Raw genomic sequence first — 14,801 nt, 5'->3', positions numbered from 1 at the left:
ACATCCCCCTGTGTCTCCCGGCCCCCGATTCCTAGCGTCGGATACGACCAGAGGAGGCCGACATGCGCGTCGAGACGCAGGCCACGTCCCTTTCCTGGATCCCCTCCGAGGCGGTCAAGGGGTACACCCGGCCGATGTTCGAGGCCGGGATCTCCCACTACGACGAGCCGCCCCCCGGGCGCGTCGACGACCTGGAGGCGCTGCGCCGCGCCGACCGGTTCCGGTTCGCCAACGTGCTTCGCGTCTGGGCCGATTTCGGCGACGATGGCCGGGTGCTCGCCCACGGCGCCGGAGGAGGCGGGGTGATGGGCTCCACCACGGTCCGGCTGGGCCCGCTCGGCCTCACCTTCGCCGCCGTCAGCCTGCCCGACCTGGTGACCGAGACGGTCGGCGACGGCTTCGTCACCGTCACCCGGTCGGCCGGGGGCCGCACCTCGTTGCCGTTCCCGCGCGCCACCGCCGGGGTCCCGCGCTGGCGCTCCCCGCTCGTCTGGACCACGCTCTCGATCACCGTGCGCGCCGACGGGACCTCCGAGGTCACGCTGACGGGCGCGAGCCCGTTCCCGCGCCACTGGGTGTACGACGCGGCCGGCGCGCTGATCCTCAAGGCGGGCGTCACCGACTTCAAGGCGTGGGCCGCCCAGCGGGCCACCCCCTGGGGCGCGGAGGACTCCCCGGTCGTCGTCACGGCCGCCGAGACCGCCCTCGAACGCGAACTGTCCCGGCTGATCATGCGCGGGAGCCGCAAGCCGGTCGTCCGCGAACTGAAGCAGGGCACGGCCCTGGTCCGCCAGGGCGAGCCCGGCGCGTCGCTCTTCCTGCTCCTCGACGGCGTCGTCACCGTCGACGTCGACGGCCGCGAACTCGGGCGGGTCGGCCCGGGCGCGGTCCTGGGGGAGCGGGCCCTGCTGGAGAACGGCCACCGCACCGCCACGCTGACCGCGCTCACCCCGATCAGGGTGGCCGAGGCCGGCGCCGACACCATCGACCGGGCCGCCCTGGAACACCTGGCCCAAGGCCACCGCCGCGAGGAGTTCGCGTGAGACTGCACTTCCTGGGGGTACGCGGGTCGACGCCCGCTCCCGGCGCCGAGTTCACCCGGTGGGGCGGCCACACCTCGTGTGTGGCCGTGCTGCCCGACGGGTACGCGGCGCCGCCGCTGGTCCTCGACGCGGGGACCGGGATCAGGAACCTCGAACCCGTGCCCTTCCGCGGCGTGATCGCGCTGTCGCACCTGCACTGGGACCACGTGCAGGGCTTGCCGTTCAGCCGGGCCTGCGACCATCCCGAGGCGGTCGTCGAGCTGGTCGTGCCCGGCGCGGCGCCGCTGGAGCTGCTCACCCGGGCGTTCTCGCCGCCGCACTTCCCGATCGAGCCGTCGGGCCTGCGCGGAGCCGTGTCGGTGACCTCTTCCGGCGGGAGCCGTAAATTCAGAGATTTTGAAATGAGACAAGCCGAAGTGACCCACAAGGGCGGGATCACGGTCGGCACCCGGATCGAGTGCGACGGCGTCGCCGTCGTCTACCTGCCCGACCACGCACCCCAGCTCGGCTCCGCCGCGGCCGAGGAGTTGTGCCGGGGCGCCGACCTGATCGTGCACGACGGCCAGTTCCGGCCCGAGGAGCAGGCGCTCGCCGACGACTACGGGCACGCCACCGTCACCGACGCGCTGGCCTTCGCCGAGCGCTGCGGCGCGGGCCGCCTGCTGCTCACCCACCACGCGCCGGGCCGCACCGACGACCAGCTCGACGCCGTCGCCAAGGAGTGGCCCGACGTGCGGTTCGCCCGCGAGGGCGACGTCGTGACCGTCTAGATCTTGTGGCCGACCTCGTTCTCGTACGCGGTCAGCTGCTGCTCCAGCGCCTTCATCAGCTCGAAGACCTGGGCCGGGGGAATGCGCACCCGGCTCACGATCCGCGTGGGGACGCTGATGTACTGCTGGCCGTCGCCGTTGTCGGCCAGCCCGGGCGGGCGCGTGATCACCGCGAAGTCGAGCACGAACCCGTCTTGGGTGTGCCAGACGGAGGCGAAGTTGGCGTACTGGCCGGCCTCCACTTCGGGGGTGATGCTCACTTCGAGGCGGCTCTCGGGCTCGTTGGTCAAATCCTCATCCCTCCGGGTCGCCTCCATGGTGCCCTGTCGGGGGAGCGTTCCCGCGTCCGACACGTGTTCATTTGAGGATCGACGGAAGCGGCTGCGCGCCGCGCGTCGTCAGCATCTCTTTCATCAGGTCGATCTCGGCGGTCTGGCCGTCGACGATGTGCTGGGCCAGGTTCCGCACCTCCGGCCGCTCGACCAGCTCGATCGCGCCCTTGGCCATCTCGACGCCGCCCTCGTGGTGGCGGATCATCAGCTGCAGGAACAGCACCTCGGCCGCCTGCCCCTTCGCGTCGGCGAGCCGCTTCATCTCGTCGGCGGTGGCCATGCCCGGCATCACGCCCGGCGTCACGCCCGATGTCGCACCGGCCGCCGCCGCGTGGCCGTGGCCGGCCATCCACGTCATCGGCTTCACGCTGGACGCCTGCGACAGGTCCCACTGCTGGAGCCAGCCGATGAACATTCCACGCTGCGCCGACTGGGTCGTGATGATGTCGTAGGCCAGCGTGCGCACCGCGTCGTCGGCGCTCTCGTCGCGCACCGCGAACGCCATCTCGACCGCCTGCGCGTGGTGAACCCCCATGTCACGGGCGAAACCGGCCTCGGGCGACAGGTCGCCGGGAGTGCCCGGCCGGGTCAGGTTGACCAGCACCAGGACGATCGCGACGACCACGACGACGGCCGCGGCGACGGGGAGCAGAAGCGAACGGGGGTTCTTCATCGCCCTCAGATTACTTCCCGCCGGGACGCGATGGGCCAAACGGCTATCTATACCCACTATTCTCCTTGTCCATATGTGACCGCGTGATGGAGGGTCGATGACCAAGGAGAAAGCGCAGGCACGGCGTGACCGCATCGCTCAGATGAGGGCGCAGCAGCGGGCCAAGGAACGGCGGGCCGCTGTCCTGATGTGGGGCATCGGCGGCCTGGTCATCCTGCTTCTCGTCGGAAGCGTCGCCTTCTACATCATCCGTCAGGAGATGGACAAGTCGGAGGCCGAGAAGGCCGCGACCGCCGCCCAAGAGGCGATGCTGCCGAAGGTCAAGAACTACGAGTACAAGGGCGCGGGCCACGTCAACACGAAGGTCGCCTACAAGGAGACCCCGCCGGCCGGCGGCGAGCACAACCCGGCCTGGCAGACCTGCGGCATCTACGACCAGCCGATCAACAACGAGAACGCGGTCCACTCGATGGAGCACGGCGCGGTCTGGATCACCTACCAGCCCGACCTGCCGGCCGCCGAGGTCGACAAGCTGAAGGCGCTGGCGGGCGAGCCCTACATGCTGCTCAGCCCCTACCCCGGTCTCCCGTCGAAGATCGTCGCCTCGTCGTGGAACCACCAGATCCAGCTCGACAGCGCCTCGTCCCCCGACCTGAGCGCCTTCGTCCTGAAGTTCCGCCAGGGCGAGGACACCCCCGAGCTCGGCGCCAGCTGCGACGGCGGCGAGACCCGCTCGGCCGCCGACGCCCCGCTGCCCCCGGCCGGTTCCCAGCCGGCCCCGGCGCCGTCGGACGCGCCGGCCACGGACGCGCCCGCGCAGTAAGAACTGATTTGTGATCCGGAGCGGCCCGTGCGCCTGTCTTTGAGGCAGATTCAGGGCGCGGGACGCGGACGGCCTTCGGCCGTCCGCGTCCCGCTTGGGGCCACGGGCCGTCCCATGTCGATAGGCTCTGCGGGCGATGTCAGGGATTGAGGCCGGGATGCAGAACACCCCCGTTGCGGAGGAGCCGGGTCCGCCGCAGCCGCCGCAGGCGACCAAGGGCGCCACGATCGCCCTCAGCGTCGCGCTGGTCTTCGTGGTGATCATGTCCGGCGTTCTGGGCACCGTCGCGGTGCTGATGACCAACAACCAGGACTCGCCGCCGCTGACCCAGCCGGTCGTCACCAAGCTCGCCGTGCCCATCCACTTCGCGCCCGTCGAGGCGTCGGGCGCGGCCCCCTGCCCGCCCGAGACCGAGTCCGTCCTCGACGACGCCGGCACCACCTGCTACCAGCTCGAACCGGGCGTGACCCTGACGACGGCGCAGAAGATCGAGACCTTCACCGAGTCCGACGGGACCTACTCGATCCGGGTCGTCCTGGCCCCCGACAACCGGGCCCAGATCGAAGACCTGACCCGCGACACCGTGAAGCGCCTGCTGGCCATCGTGGTCGGCGACAAGGTCGTATCGGCCCCGCGCGTGGCCCAGGAGATCACCCAGGACAGCCTGAGCATCGTCGGCGGCTTCACCAAGGACGAGGCCGACGCCTTCCTCGCCCGCCTGAAGGGCACCGGCGCCCCGCCCGCCCAGCCGCCCGCCCAGCCCACCGGCGACCCGGCCGCCACCGGCCAGCCCGGCGTGACCGACCCCAACCAGCCGCCCGCCGGCACCGACCCGAACCAGCAGCCCGGTGGCACCGACCCGAACCAGCCGGGCGGCACTGACCAGCAGCCGTCGGCGAACAACCAGGGGGCCGCGAACTCCCAGCGCTACGCGACGTGCGCGGCGGCCATCGCGGCTGCGGCCGGCCCTTACACGAAGGGCATCCATCCGGAGTACGCGTGGTACACCGACGTCGACAACGACGGCGTCGCGTGCGACCCCGACGACCTCTGAGCGCGGGACCTCGCCGGGTCGTGCGCCGGCAGCAGGCCGGTTGAGGCCAGGGGCTCCTTCAGGCGCCTGATGTCGACGTTCGCCCCCTGATCGCCGTTGGCCGCGAGTCGCGATGGTGAACCACCTCGTCGGCGCTGAGCGGCGATTCGGTGGCCGGCGTGCCGCCGTAGACGAAGCGCTCGCCGCGCCTCCACATGACGGGGCGAAAGTCGCCGGGCTCGGGCACGACGGACCTCCGGCACCGGCGGTTCGTTGCTCACGCGCCACGCCCAGCGCTCTGACCATGGCGTGTGGGTCGAAGGAGACGCGGATGTCGGCGAGGTGCGTCAGCACGCCGACGGCTAGGGAAGATGGCACGACAGGTACGTCGGCGGGCGGCGATTTGCTGTTCTGGCACGAGAGTTTGGCCGCCACCCGGCCCGCCTCCTAGCGTCGTCCCCGTCCGGCCGCCCGCACGCTCCCGCACCATGCACCGCCCGCCGGAGCGGCGTGCCCATGACCGCCGACCTGAAGACGTAGGCCGAGTACAAGGAGATCGAACCCATGAGTGACAGGACAGGGATCACCCGCGAGTTCTGGGACCGGCTCCACGACAGCTTCGGCGATGGCGTGTGGCCCGATCCGAACCGGTATCTCGTCGGCGAAGCCGAGAATCTCGCACCGGGATCGGCGCTGGACCTCGGCTGCGCGCGGGGCGCCGACGCGATCTGGCTGGCCCGCCGGGGCTGGCGGGTGACCGCCGTCGACGTGTCCGACGTCGCCCTCGACGGAGCACGGGAGAACGCCGCCCGAGCCGGGGTCACCGACCAGATCACATTCGCGCGCCATGACCTGGCGGTGGACTTCCCGGAGGGGTCGTTCGACCTGGTCTCCGCCCAGTTCCTGCACTCCCCGCTCGTCGTCCCGGGCGAGCGGGAGCGGATCCTGGGGCGCGCGGCCGAGGCGGTCGCCCCGGGCGGGCATCTGCTCGTGGTCTCCCACCAGAGCGTCCCGCCGTGGCACCCGAGGATGCCGGAGGGGCTCACCGAGCACCCGCTGAACCTCACCGTGCAGACCCCCGAGGAGAACATCGCGGCCCTGTGCCTGGCCGACGGGGAATGGCAGACGATCCGGGCCGAGACCGTCGCCATCGAGGTCACCTCGCCCACCGGCGAACCGGGCGTCCGCGAAGACCATCTCCTGCACTACCGGCGCGTGCCCAGGACCTGACCCCGGTCGGCGGCAGGAAGTGAGCCCGCTGGAACAGCGACAGGCGCCCGATCGCAGGCAGGCGGTTCCGGGGAGATCGGCACCCGCCCTTTCCTGCCACGGAGGACCGGGAGCCGTCGTCGCGGGCTTCCTGCCTGCCACGGGCGATGACGGGCCGGAATCATGCCTTTCGTGTCGGTGCTCGTCCCCGTGGCCGGCGTGTCAGGCCAAGACGCTCAAGGCGATGTCGTCCGGCCTGATCGGCACCCGGGGCAGCGGCAGCCCCGTCGCCGCGCGGACCGCCGCCGCGATGGCCGGGGTCGACGACAGGGTCGGCGGTTCGCCCGCTCCCCGCAGCCCGTAGGGCGCGTGCGGGTCGGGATTTTCCAGGATCGACAACTTCATGGGCGGCATGTCGAGGATGGTCGGGATCAGGTAGTCGGTGAACGACGGGTTGAGCACCTTGCCGTCGCGCACCTGGATCTCCTCCATCAGCGCCAGCCCGAGGCCCTGGGCGGTGCCGCCGTGGATCTGGCCTTCGAGCGCGAGCGGGTTGAGGATCTTCCCGACGTCCTGGACGGCGGCCAGTTCGACCACCTTGACCAGCCCGAGCTCCACGTCGACGTCCACGACCGCGCGGTGCACGCACAACGCCAGCTGGGTGTGCGAGTCGCCCTGGCCGGTCACCGGGTCCATCGGGAACGTCCGGCGGTGCCGGTATTCGCGGGTCTCCTCGACCGGGCCCTCCTCGGCCAGCGCCTCGGCGAGGCCGCGGCCGCCGGTCGTGAGGGCGTCGAGGCGCTCCTTCACCGCGAGGCTCGCGGCCCTGACCGCGCCCCCGGTCACATACGACTGCCGCGAGGCCGACGACGACCCCGCCGAGCCGACGGTGGTGTCGGCGGGCACGATGGTGACCCGGTCGATGCCGAGCTCGGTCTGCGCGATCTGGGTCTTGACCATGACGAGGCCCTGCCCGACCTCGGCCGCCGCCGTGTGCACGAGCACGTGCGGCTCGCCGCCGAGCAGTTCCACCCGCACCCGGGCCGTCGAGTAGTCGTCGAAGCCCTCGGAGAAGCAGATGTTCTTGATGCCGACGCCGTAGCCGACGCCCCGCCTGACCCCCTCGCCGTGGGTCGTCTGCGCCACGCCGCCCGGCAGCTCGCGCAGGTCGAGAGAGGAGGGCCCGGGAAGCGGCATCGCGTCGAGCTCCCGCAGCATGTCGGCGAGCGGCGCCGGGGTGTCGATCACCTGGCCGGTGGCCAGCAGCGACCCCTGCGAGACGGCGTTGCGGATCCGGATCTCGACCGGCGACACCCCGCACGCCTCGGCGAGCCGGTCCATCTGCGACTCGTAGGCGTAACAGGCCTGGACCGCCCCGAACCCCCGCATCGCCCCGCAGGGCGGGTTGTTGGTGTACGTCCCGTAGGCGTCGATGAAGACGTTCGGCACCTCGTAGGGCCCGACCCCGAGCGAGGCCGCGTTCCCGACCACGGCGGGCGAACTGGAGGTGTACGCGCCCCCGTCGAGCACGATCTCCGCCTTGACGTAGACGAGCTTCCCGTCGCGCGTCGCGCCGTGCTCGTAGCGCATCCACGCCGGGTGCCGGTGCACGTGCCCGAAGAACGACTCCTCGCGGCCGTACACGAACTTGACCGGCTTGCCGGTGCGCAGGGCCAGCATCGAGGCGTGGATCTGCATCGACAGGTCCTCGCGCGCCCCGAACGCGCCGCCGACGCCGGCCAGCGTGAGGCGGACCTTGTCCTTCGGGAGGGCCAGGCAGGGCGCGATCTGGTCCTGGTCGACGTGCAGCCACTGGGTGGCGATGAAGAGGTCCACGCCGCCGTCCTCGGCCGGGACCGCGAGGCCCGACTCGGGGCCGAGGAACGCCTGGTCCTGCATGCCGACCTCGTACTCGCCGGTGACCACCACGTCGGCGGTGAACGTCGAGCCGACTCTCACGGGCTGGTGCCTGACCAGGTTCCCGTGGACGCTGACCTGCGGGCACTCCGGATCGAAGGCCGCTTTGCGCGGGTCGGTGACGGCCTCGCGGATCTCGTACACGACCTCGATGAGATCGGCGGCCCGGCGGGCCGTCTCGGGATGGTCGGCGGCCACCAGCGCGACCGGTTCTCCCTGGTAGCGGACCTGGTCGATGGCGAGGACGGGCTGGTCCTTGTGTTCGAGGCCGTAGAACTTCTCGCCGGGCACGTCCTCGTGGGTGAGCACCGCGAACACCCCGGGCACCGTGAGCGCCGGGCCGACGTCGATCGACCTGATCCAGGCCGACGGGTGGGGGCTGCGCAGGGTGGCGCCCCAGAGCATGCCGTCGAGCCACAGGTCGGAGGAGTAGGCGAACTCCCCGGTGACCTTCAGCGTGCCGTCGGGGCGGAGCAGGCTCTGCCCGATTCCCTGTCCGGTTCTCTCGGTGCGTCCGGTGGCGATGCTCATAGACGCCCAGTAGACCAACCTTTTGTTTCCGGACCTATCGGCTGACCGATGAAACGCCGGGGCCGCAGGGGGCGGCGCTTGTAGATTCATCCAAATAAGGTGGGTCTTGTGCAGATAAGTGAGCTGCTGGCCCAGGAGACGCTGCGGCTCATCCTGCTGACCGGGGAGCCGGTCGGCGAGATCACCGGCGTCGTGGTGACCGACCTGCCCCGGCCCGGCCGCTACCTGTCCGGCGGCGAACTGGTGCTCACCGGCATGATGTGGCGGCACCGGCCTTCCGACTCGGAGGTCTTCGTCGATCATCTGGTACGGGCCGGCGTCACCGCCCTCGCCGCCGGAGACGCCCGACTGGGCCACGTGCCCGACGATCTCGTGGCCGCCTGCCGCGCCCGCGGTCTGGCCCTGATCGAGGTCCCGATCGAGGTGTCGTTCGGCGCGATCATCGACGTCGTCGACCGCCGCATGGCCGGCGAACAGCGCCTGGCCCTCGGCCGCCACCGCCGCATCTTCGCCGCCGTCGCCGAGGGCGCCGGGCTGCCGGAGCTGTTCCGGATGGCCCACGACGAACTCGGCCTCACCGGCGGCGTCGTCTCGGCGACCGGCCGGGTGATCGCCGGAGAGGTCCCCGACGCCTCCCGCCTGGCGCTGGAGTTCCTCCGCGCCGTCCGCCTCCCGCACGTGACCGCCGACCCCCGCACGATCTTCACCGTCGACCGCAGCCCCCGCGTGGCCGGCTGGGCCCTGGTCCTGGACGGCGACGTGAACCCGGAGATCGGCTATGAGCTGGCGTCGTGCGTGGCCCTCGAACGCACCCGCATGGAGGAGGGCCGCCGCGTCGAACGGCGACTGCTGGAACAGCTCGTCGGCCTGGCCGGCAGCGCCGACCTGCCGGAGTTGTCGGCCCGGATGCGCACCTGCGGCCTCGACGTGGCCGCTCCTTACGCGATCGTCGCCTGCACGGCCCTCCGCTCCGGCGCCTCCGACGGCCCCGACGCCGCCACCCTGGGCGGCCTGGTCCTGGAGGAGCTGCTCGACCGCTCGGTGGTCGCCGTGGCCGCCGCCGACGCGGGCCTGGCCCTGGTGCCGCTCCGTGACTCCCTTGAGGAGCTGACCACCGTTCTGACGGCGCGGGCCGCCGCCGTGGCCGGGCCCGGGGTCCGCCTCTCGCTCGGCGTCAGCGCCGCCCTGACCGGTCCCGCCGCGATCCGGGGCGGCATCGAGGAGGCCGGGTACGCCCGCCGCATGGCCGACGCCCGCGAGGGCGGCCTGGTGACCAGCGACGAGATCTACACCCACGCATTGTTGCTGGCTACGGTGCCCGACGACATCCGGCGGGGGTTCGCTTCACGGCTGCTCGATCCGCTGTTCGGGTATGACCGGCGGCATCAGGCCGATCTGGTGCGGACGTTGTCGACGTTTCTCGACTGTGCAGGATCGTGGAACGTCTGCGCGGAGCGGCTGCACGTGCACGTGAACACGGTGCGGTATCGCATCAAACGCGTGGAGGAACTGACCGGACGGAATCTGACGACGATGGCCGACCGGGTGGATTTGTATTTGGCCCTGCGGGCTTCATGATCACGAATGAATGAATCGGCGTCGGCGGCGTGAACGGTCGCTGCGCACGTGAGTTCCGGACAACTCACCTTAATCACCGAGACTTGGCGCATTAGTTTTTTCCGGCCGCATTCTCCGTTATATCGGATCTCCCCGAATTCGGCGGGAAAGTGAGTTCGAATTGGGCGTCGCCGTTCCGGCGTTCGCCGAACGAAGAGGAGCGATTGTCCCGTCCTCTTGACCGCGCCGGTGATCGACGGGGCGAGGGCCGCCCGATGCGGACCGCGGGCCGGCGGGGGCGCAGTGCCGTGCCGATCGGGACAGAACGGTCTTCGTGGGAGGTTCCTCGCGCTGAGCGTGGTCTCTTTCATCTGCACGTGCATCTGGCGTCACCTCAGTCGCAGATCACCCGAGGTTGGAGGTGACTCCAGTGGCTGATATGGCGTGAAGTTGGCGCGACTCCAGATTTTCCCACGATCGCTCTTTGTGATTTCACCACTACGGAAAGTGAAAACCGCTGGTGGGACATAAAAAGAATCGCGGCACTGGCCAGTGCCGCGATTCCGAGTTCATGCTGTGGCCAGGGGATCCGTCCCGGTGCCTGGGAGTCGGTGGGGGAGGCTCACATGGGGTTCACGCTAGGAAACTTCTCTTGACTTTCCTGACTCACGTAACGAGTCAGCAGCATTCGATGCTGTAAACCTTCAGCGGGGACGAAGTGGCGCTGGCGGCCGTAGCATTGATCCCTGCGGCGGTGGTAACCGCAAACAAGGTCGTAAGAGCAAGCGTGATCAGGCGGCGTCGCACGGTGGGGCTCCCGTCGGGTCTAGAGGTTCTTGCATTTTTCCAGGGGGTGCTGGTGACCGGTCAAGATCTAGTGGGTCAGCGCATCAAGACCATCCGCCGACAGCGGGGGCTCTCTCAAGCGCAACTCGCACATCCTGAGCTGTCCGACAGCTATGTTTCCCTAATTGAGAGCGGTAAGCGTACCCCTACTCCGGCAGTTCTGGAGCTCCTGGCTCAAAAACTCGACTGCTCTCTCACTTATCTTGTCAATGGCGTCACCGCCGAACAGATGGAAGAGATCGAGGTCGGCCTGCGATTCGCACGGCTGGCGCTGGAGAACGGCGAAGCCCAGGAAGCCCGCCGCCGTTACGCCGAGCTCCTCACCGACACCAGCCTCACCGGTCTGGCCCAGCTCCGCCAGGAGGCCGAATACGGCTGCGCCCTGGCGACCGAGGCGTGCGGCGACCGGCGTGAGGCGATCCGCCTGCTGAAGGGCCTGCGCGCCGACACCGAGCGCCCGATGTCGGTCGAGTGGCAGGTGGCGGTCGCGGTGGCGCTCTGCCGTTGCTACCGCGACGAGGGCGAGCTCGGCGAGGCGGTCCGCGTCGGCGAGGCGCTGCTCGGCGGCACCACCCGCCCGGCCTGGACCGACGCCCTGATCGAGCTCGGCTCGACGCTGCTGTCGGTCTACCGCACCCGCGGCGACCTGCTGCGGGCCCGCCACTTCGCCTCCGAGCTGCTCTCGGCCGCCGAGCTCCTCGGCACCCCCCGCGCCATCGTGGCCGCCTCGTGGAACGCGGCCTTCGTCGCCCAGGAGACCGGTCGCGGCGAGGAGGGCATGAGCCTGCTCGAGCGGGCGATGGCCATCCACTCCGAGAACGGCGACCACCGCAACCTGGCCCGCCTCCGGGTGGCCTACGCGACGATGATCGTCCGCACCCGTGCCAACGACGTCGAGGCCGCCCGCGACCTGCTGCTCCGCGCGCAGCGCGAGATGAGCGAGTCCTCGGCCTCGGTCCTCGACAAGGCCCGCTGCCAGATCGAACTGGGCCGCACGGAACTGGCGCTCGGCAACCCGCGCCAGGCGGTCGAGAACACCCGCGTGGCCGACGAGATGCTCCGCGACTCCCGTGGCGAGCACTGGGCCGACGCCAACCTGGTCCAGGGCCAGGCCCTCCTGATCCTCCACGAGGACGAAGAGGCGGCCGTCGCCCTCAACCACGCGACCGAGGCCTTCGACCCGGCCCCGATGCGGCGCTGGGCCCAGAGCTGGCTGACCGTGGCCGAGGCGTACGACCGCCTCCACGACCACGACCAGAGCATCATCGCCGCCCAGAAGGCGCTGGCCTGCGTCGGCCTGTGACCGTGGCGCGGCCGGTGGTCCCCGCGGTCCGGGAACGGGCTCGCGGTGAGACCACCGGCATGCGTCGGTAGCCTTAGGGCGCCATGAAGAGTTCACCGATCGTCGCCGTTCTGGCCGTCGTCGCGGCCCTTCTGCTGCCCTCCGCGCCGGCCGCCGCGCACACCTCTCTGCGCAGCAGTGATCCCGCCGAGAACACGCGGGTCACCGCGTTGCCCAGGATGACGCTCGAGTTCAGCGAGTCGGTGCGGTTCCCCGCCGTCGTGCTGACCGGGCCCGACGGCCAGCGCTACGAGAACGGGAAGCCCCGGGTCGACGGGCGCAAGGTCGTCCAGGACGTCGGGCCCGCCTCGGCGCTGCCCTCCGGGGCCTACACGATCGCCTACCGCGTCGTCTCCCGTGACGGGCACCCCGTCGAGGGGGAGATCCCGTTCACCTACGCGCCGGTGTCCGCCGGGCGGGGGGCCGCGCCGGCCACTCCGCAGCCGGTCCAGGCCGCCGCCGTCGCGGCGCCCACGCCGAGCGCCCCCGCGAACCCCGCCGCGCCCGAGGAGAACAGGCAGATTCCCGCCTGGGTGTGGATCGTGGTCTTCGGGATCGCCGGCATCGGGATCGGCATGGCCTTCAGCATGCGCAAGAAGCCATAATGGCCGGAATGTCCGATGGGAAGGCCGCCCGGATGAACCGTACCGTCCGGCTCGCGATCGCGGGTGGGTGCGCCGCCGCCGGGGCGCTGGTCGTCGGCATGGTGGCGGGGGGCGCGGCCACGCCGCGGGTCATCCCGGGGTTGCCCGACGAGGGCACGCTCACCCGGTGGATGGTGCCGGTCTCCAAGCTCGGCATGGACGTCGCGGGGCTGGTCACCGTCGGGCTGCTGCTCATGGCCGCCGCGCTGCTGCCCTCCGACAAGGGGCTGCTCGGGAAGACCGCCCTCGGCTACGTCAAGGCGGCCAGCTGGGCGGCCCTGGTGTGGGGCGGGGCGGCGGCGCTCAACCTCGTCTTCGGCTTGTCGCAGTCGCTCGGCCAGCCGGTCGGCGTCGTGCTCGACGGCAATCAGCTGACCAGCTACGCCGGGCAGACCCCGCAGGGCATCGCGCTCACGCTCGTCGTGCTGTTCTCGGTCTCGATCGCGCTGTTCGCGCGGGGGGCCATCACCGTCGGCGCGGCCGGCGGGCTGCTGGTGTTCTCGCTGGCCACGCTGCTGCCGCCGGCGCTGACCGGGCACTCCTCCAGCGCTCCCAACCACGGGCTGGCGACCACGTCGGTCGCCTTCCACCTGCTGTTCCTGGCGCTCTGGGTGGGCGGGCTCGGGCTGCTCTGCTACCACGCCCTGCGTGGTCACGACCGGCTGCCGCTGGCCGCCGATCGGTTCTCCCGCATGGCGTTCTGGTGTTTCGTCGGGGTCGGCCTGTCGGGGCTGGCGTCGGTCGCGGCCCGCATCGCGTCGGTGTCGGCGCTGTTCACCTCGGCGTACGGGGTGATCCTGCTCGTCAAGATCGTCGCATATGCCGCGCTGGGCGCCGTCGGCTGGTGGCACCGCAAGCGCACCCTGCCCGATCTGGCCGCCGGGCGGCCGATGGCGTTCGTCAAGCTGGTGCTGGGCGAGATCATGCTGATGGCCGGCACCGTCGGCATCGCCGTGGCGCTCGCGCAGACCGCGCCGCCGCCCGTCGAGACGCTGCCCACCGACCGGGCGTTCGACCTGCTCGGCTACGTCATGCCGCCGCCGATCTCCGTCACGAACCTGCTCACGCTCTGGTGGTTCGATCTCTTCTTCGCCGTGATCGCCGCGGTCCTCGGGGGCCTGTACGCCGCCGGGGTCGTCCGGCTCGTCAGGCGCGGCGACAAGTGGCCCCTCGGGCGGTCGATCGCGTGGGGCCTGGCCATCGTGATCCTCGTGCTGACCACCCAGAGCGGCGTGGCCCGCTACGCGCCGGTGCTGTTCAGCGTGCACATGACCGAGCACATGATCCTCTCGATGCTGGTGCCGATCTTCCTGGTGCTCGGCGCGCCGGTCACGCTGGCGCTGCGGGCGCTGAAGCCGGCCGCGCGCCGGGGCGACCGGGGGCCGCGCGAGTGGATCACCGTGATCCTGCACAGCCGGGTCGCCAAGTTCGTCGCCCACCCGGCCATCGCGACCGCCCTGTTCGTCGTGTCGACGTACGCGCTCTACTTCACGCCGCTGTTCGAGTCGGCCATGGAGGAGCACCTCGGGCACATCGCCATGTCGCTGCACTTCCTGCTGACCGGCACCCTGTTCTTCTGGGTGATCGTCGGGGTCGACCCGGCGCCAACGAAGCTGCCCTATGTGGGCCGCATGCTGCTGCTGTTCGTCACGATGCCCTTCCACGCGTTCTTCGCGATGGCGATCATGAGCATGGGCGGTGTCCTGGCCGTCGACTGGTACGAACAGCTCGGCCGAACCTGGGGCGCGTCGTCATTGGCCGACCAGAACACCGGCGGGGCCATCGCCTGGGGCTTCGGCGAGATTCCCACGCTGATCGTGCTCATCGCGCTGGCCGTCCAGTGGTGGCGGGCCGACGAGCGGGTCGCCCGGCGGCTCGACCGCAAGGCCGACCTGGTCGCGGCGCGCACGGGCGGGACCGGTGACACCGAACTCGACGCCTACAACGACTATCTGGCAAAGCTCAACAAGCGTGACCAAAAGCGGTAACGGGCATCATCATCTGGGTTCGGCAAACCCTAAGCAAACGGCAACCGTTCCTTGAGTCTCACCCGTTAGCGTCGCCGGTGAAGATCAGGGGAG

12 protein-coding genes are annotated in these 14,801 nt (G+C 70.7%); 9 read left to right on the top strand and 3 right to left on the bottom strand.

Going from position 1 to position 14,801, the window contains the following annotated elements:
• Nucleotides 1-62 precede the first annotated feature (62 nt).
• The gene (locus AW271_RS24655; protein WP_062339969.1) at nucleotides 63-1,043 is read left to right on the top strand and encodes a cyclic nucleotide-binding domain-containing protein; all 981 of its coding nucleotides are present in this window, start codon (nucleotides 63-65) and stop codon (nucleotides 1,041-1,043) included.
• On the top strand, nucleotides 1,040-1,813 hold the full coding sequence (locus AW271_RS24650; protein WP_062339968.1) for an MBL fold metallo-hydrolase: 774 nt from the start codon (nucleotides 1,040-1,042) through the stop codon (nucleotides 1,811-1,813). The genes AW271_RS24655 and AW271_RS24650 overlap by 4 nt, the downstream gene beginning before the upstream one ends.
• On the opposite strand, the gene AW271_RS24645 is transcribed toward AW271_RS24650, so the two are convergent.
• Both AW271_RS24645 and AW271_RS24640 read right to left on the bottom strand, forming a co-directional pair.
• On the bottom strand, nucleotides 1,810-2,103 hold the full coding sequence (locus AW271_RS24645) for a DUF3467 domain-containing protein (protein WP_030450588.1): 294 nt from the start codon (nucleotides 2,101-2,103) through the stop codon (nucleotides 1,810-1,812). The two genes, AW271_RS24650 and AW271_RS24645, sit on opposite strands and share 4 nt — an antisense overlap.
• Before the next feature lie 67 nt (nucleotides 2,104-2,170).
• Nucleotides 2,171-2,818 (bottom strand): DUF305 domain-containing protein, encoded by a 648-nt coding sequence (locus tag AW271_RS24640; RefSeq protein ID WP_062339967.1) that lies wholly within the window; start codon nucleotides 2,816-2,818, stop codon nucleotides 2,171-2,173.
• Nucleotides 2,819-2,915: 97 nt separating this feature from the next.
• Here AW271_RS24640 and AW271_RS24635 point away from each other — a divergent pair, with 97 nt between their 5' ends.
• The 3 genes from AW271_RS24635 (at nucleotide 2,916) to AW271_RS24625 (ending at nucleotide 5,904) form a co-directional block, all read left to right on the top strand.
• On the top strand, nucleotides 2,916-3,641 hold the full coding sequence (locus AW271_RS24635) for a thioredoxin-like domain-containing protein (protein WP_062339966.1): 726 nt from the start codon (nucleotides 2,916-2,918) through the stop codon (nucleotides 3,639-3,641).
• A gap of 136 nt (nucleotides 3,642-3,777) precedes the next feature.
• On the top strand, nucleotides 3,778-4,695 hold the full coding sequence (locus tag AW271_RS41630; RefSeq protein ID WP_218008171.1) for an excalibur calcium-binding domain-containing protein: 918 nt from the start codon (nucleotides 3,778-3,780) through the stop codon (nucleotides 4,693-4,695).
• Nucleotides 4,696-5,238: 543 nt separating this feature from the next.
• On the top strand, nucleotides 5,239-5,904 hold the full coding sequence (locus AW271_RS24625) for an SAM-dependent methyltransferase (RefSeq protein WP_062339964.1): 666 nt from the start codon (nucleotides 5,239-5,241) through the stop codon (nucleotides 5,902-5,904).
• A gap of 201 nt (nucleotides 5,905-6,105) precedes the next feature.
• Here AW271_RS24625 and AW271_RS24620 read toward each other — a convergent pair whose 3' ends face one another.
• Nucleotides 6,106-8,331 carry a molybdopterin cofactor-binding domain-containing protein gene (locus AW271_RS24620; protein ID WP_062339963.1) on the bottom strand — a complete coding sequence of 742 codons (2,226 nt, stop codon included), beginning with the start codon at nucleotides 8,329-8,331 and terminating at the stop codon, nucleotides 6,106-6,108.
• 108 nt (nucleotides 8,332-8,439) lie between these two features.
• On the opposite strand from AW271_RS24620, the gene AW271_RS24615 reads away from it, so the two are divergent.
• From AW271_RS24615 to AW271_RS24600, 4 genes are all read left to right on the top strand, one after another.
• Complete coding sequence (locus tag AW271_RS24615) at nucleotides 8,440-9,909, top strand: PucR family transcriptional regulator (RefSeq protein WP_062339962.1); 1,470 nt, start codon at nucleotides 8,440-8,442, stop codon at nucleotides 9,907-9,909.
• A 787-nt stretch (nucleotides 9,910-10,696) separates the two neighbouring features.
• Nucleotides 10,697-12,037: a helix-turn-helix domain-containing protein gene (locus AW271_RS24610; RefSeq protein WP_369408470.1), complete on the top strand. Its 1,341-nt coding sequence runs from the start codon at nucleotides 10,697-10,699 to the stop codon at nucleotides 12,035-12,037.
• A gap of 83 nt (nucleotides 12,038-12,120) precedes the next feature.
• Nucleotides 12,121-12,681 carry a copper resistance CopC family protein gene (locus AW271_RS24605; protein ID WP_062339961.1) on the top strand — a complete coding sequence of 187 codons (561 nt, stop codon included), beginning with the start codon at nucleotides 12,121-12,123 and terminating at the stop codon, nucleotides 12,679-12,681.
• Nucleotides 12,682-12,689: 8 nt separating this feature from the next.
• Complete coding sequence (locus AW271_RS24600; RefSeq protein ID WP_245653181.1) at nucleotides 12,690-14,708, top strand: bifunctional copper resistance protein CopD/cytochrome c oxidase assembly protein; 2,019 nt, start codon at nucleotides 12,690-12,692, stop codon at nucleotides 14,706-14,708.
• Nucleotides 14,709-14,801 lie beyond the last annotated feature (93 nt).

The sequence above is a fragment of the Herbidospora sakaeratensis genome (assembly GCF_001570525.1).
Taxonomy (GTDB): domain Bacteria; phylum Actinomycetota; class Actinomycetes; order Streptosporangiales; family Streptosporangiaceae; genus Herbidospora; species Herbidospora sakaeratensis.
This window is presented reverse-complemented; position numbering and strand designations above follow the sequence as displayed.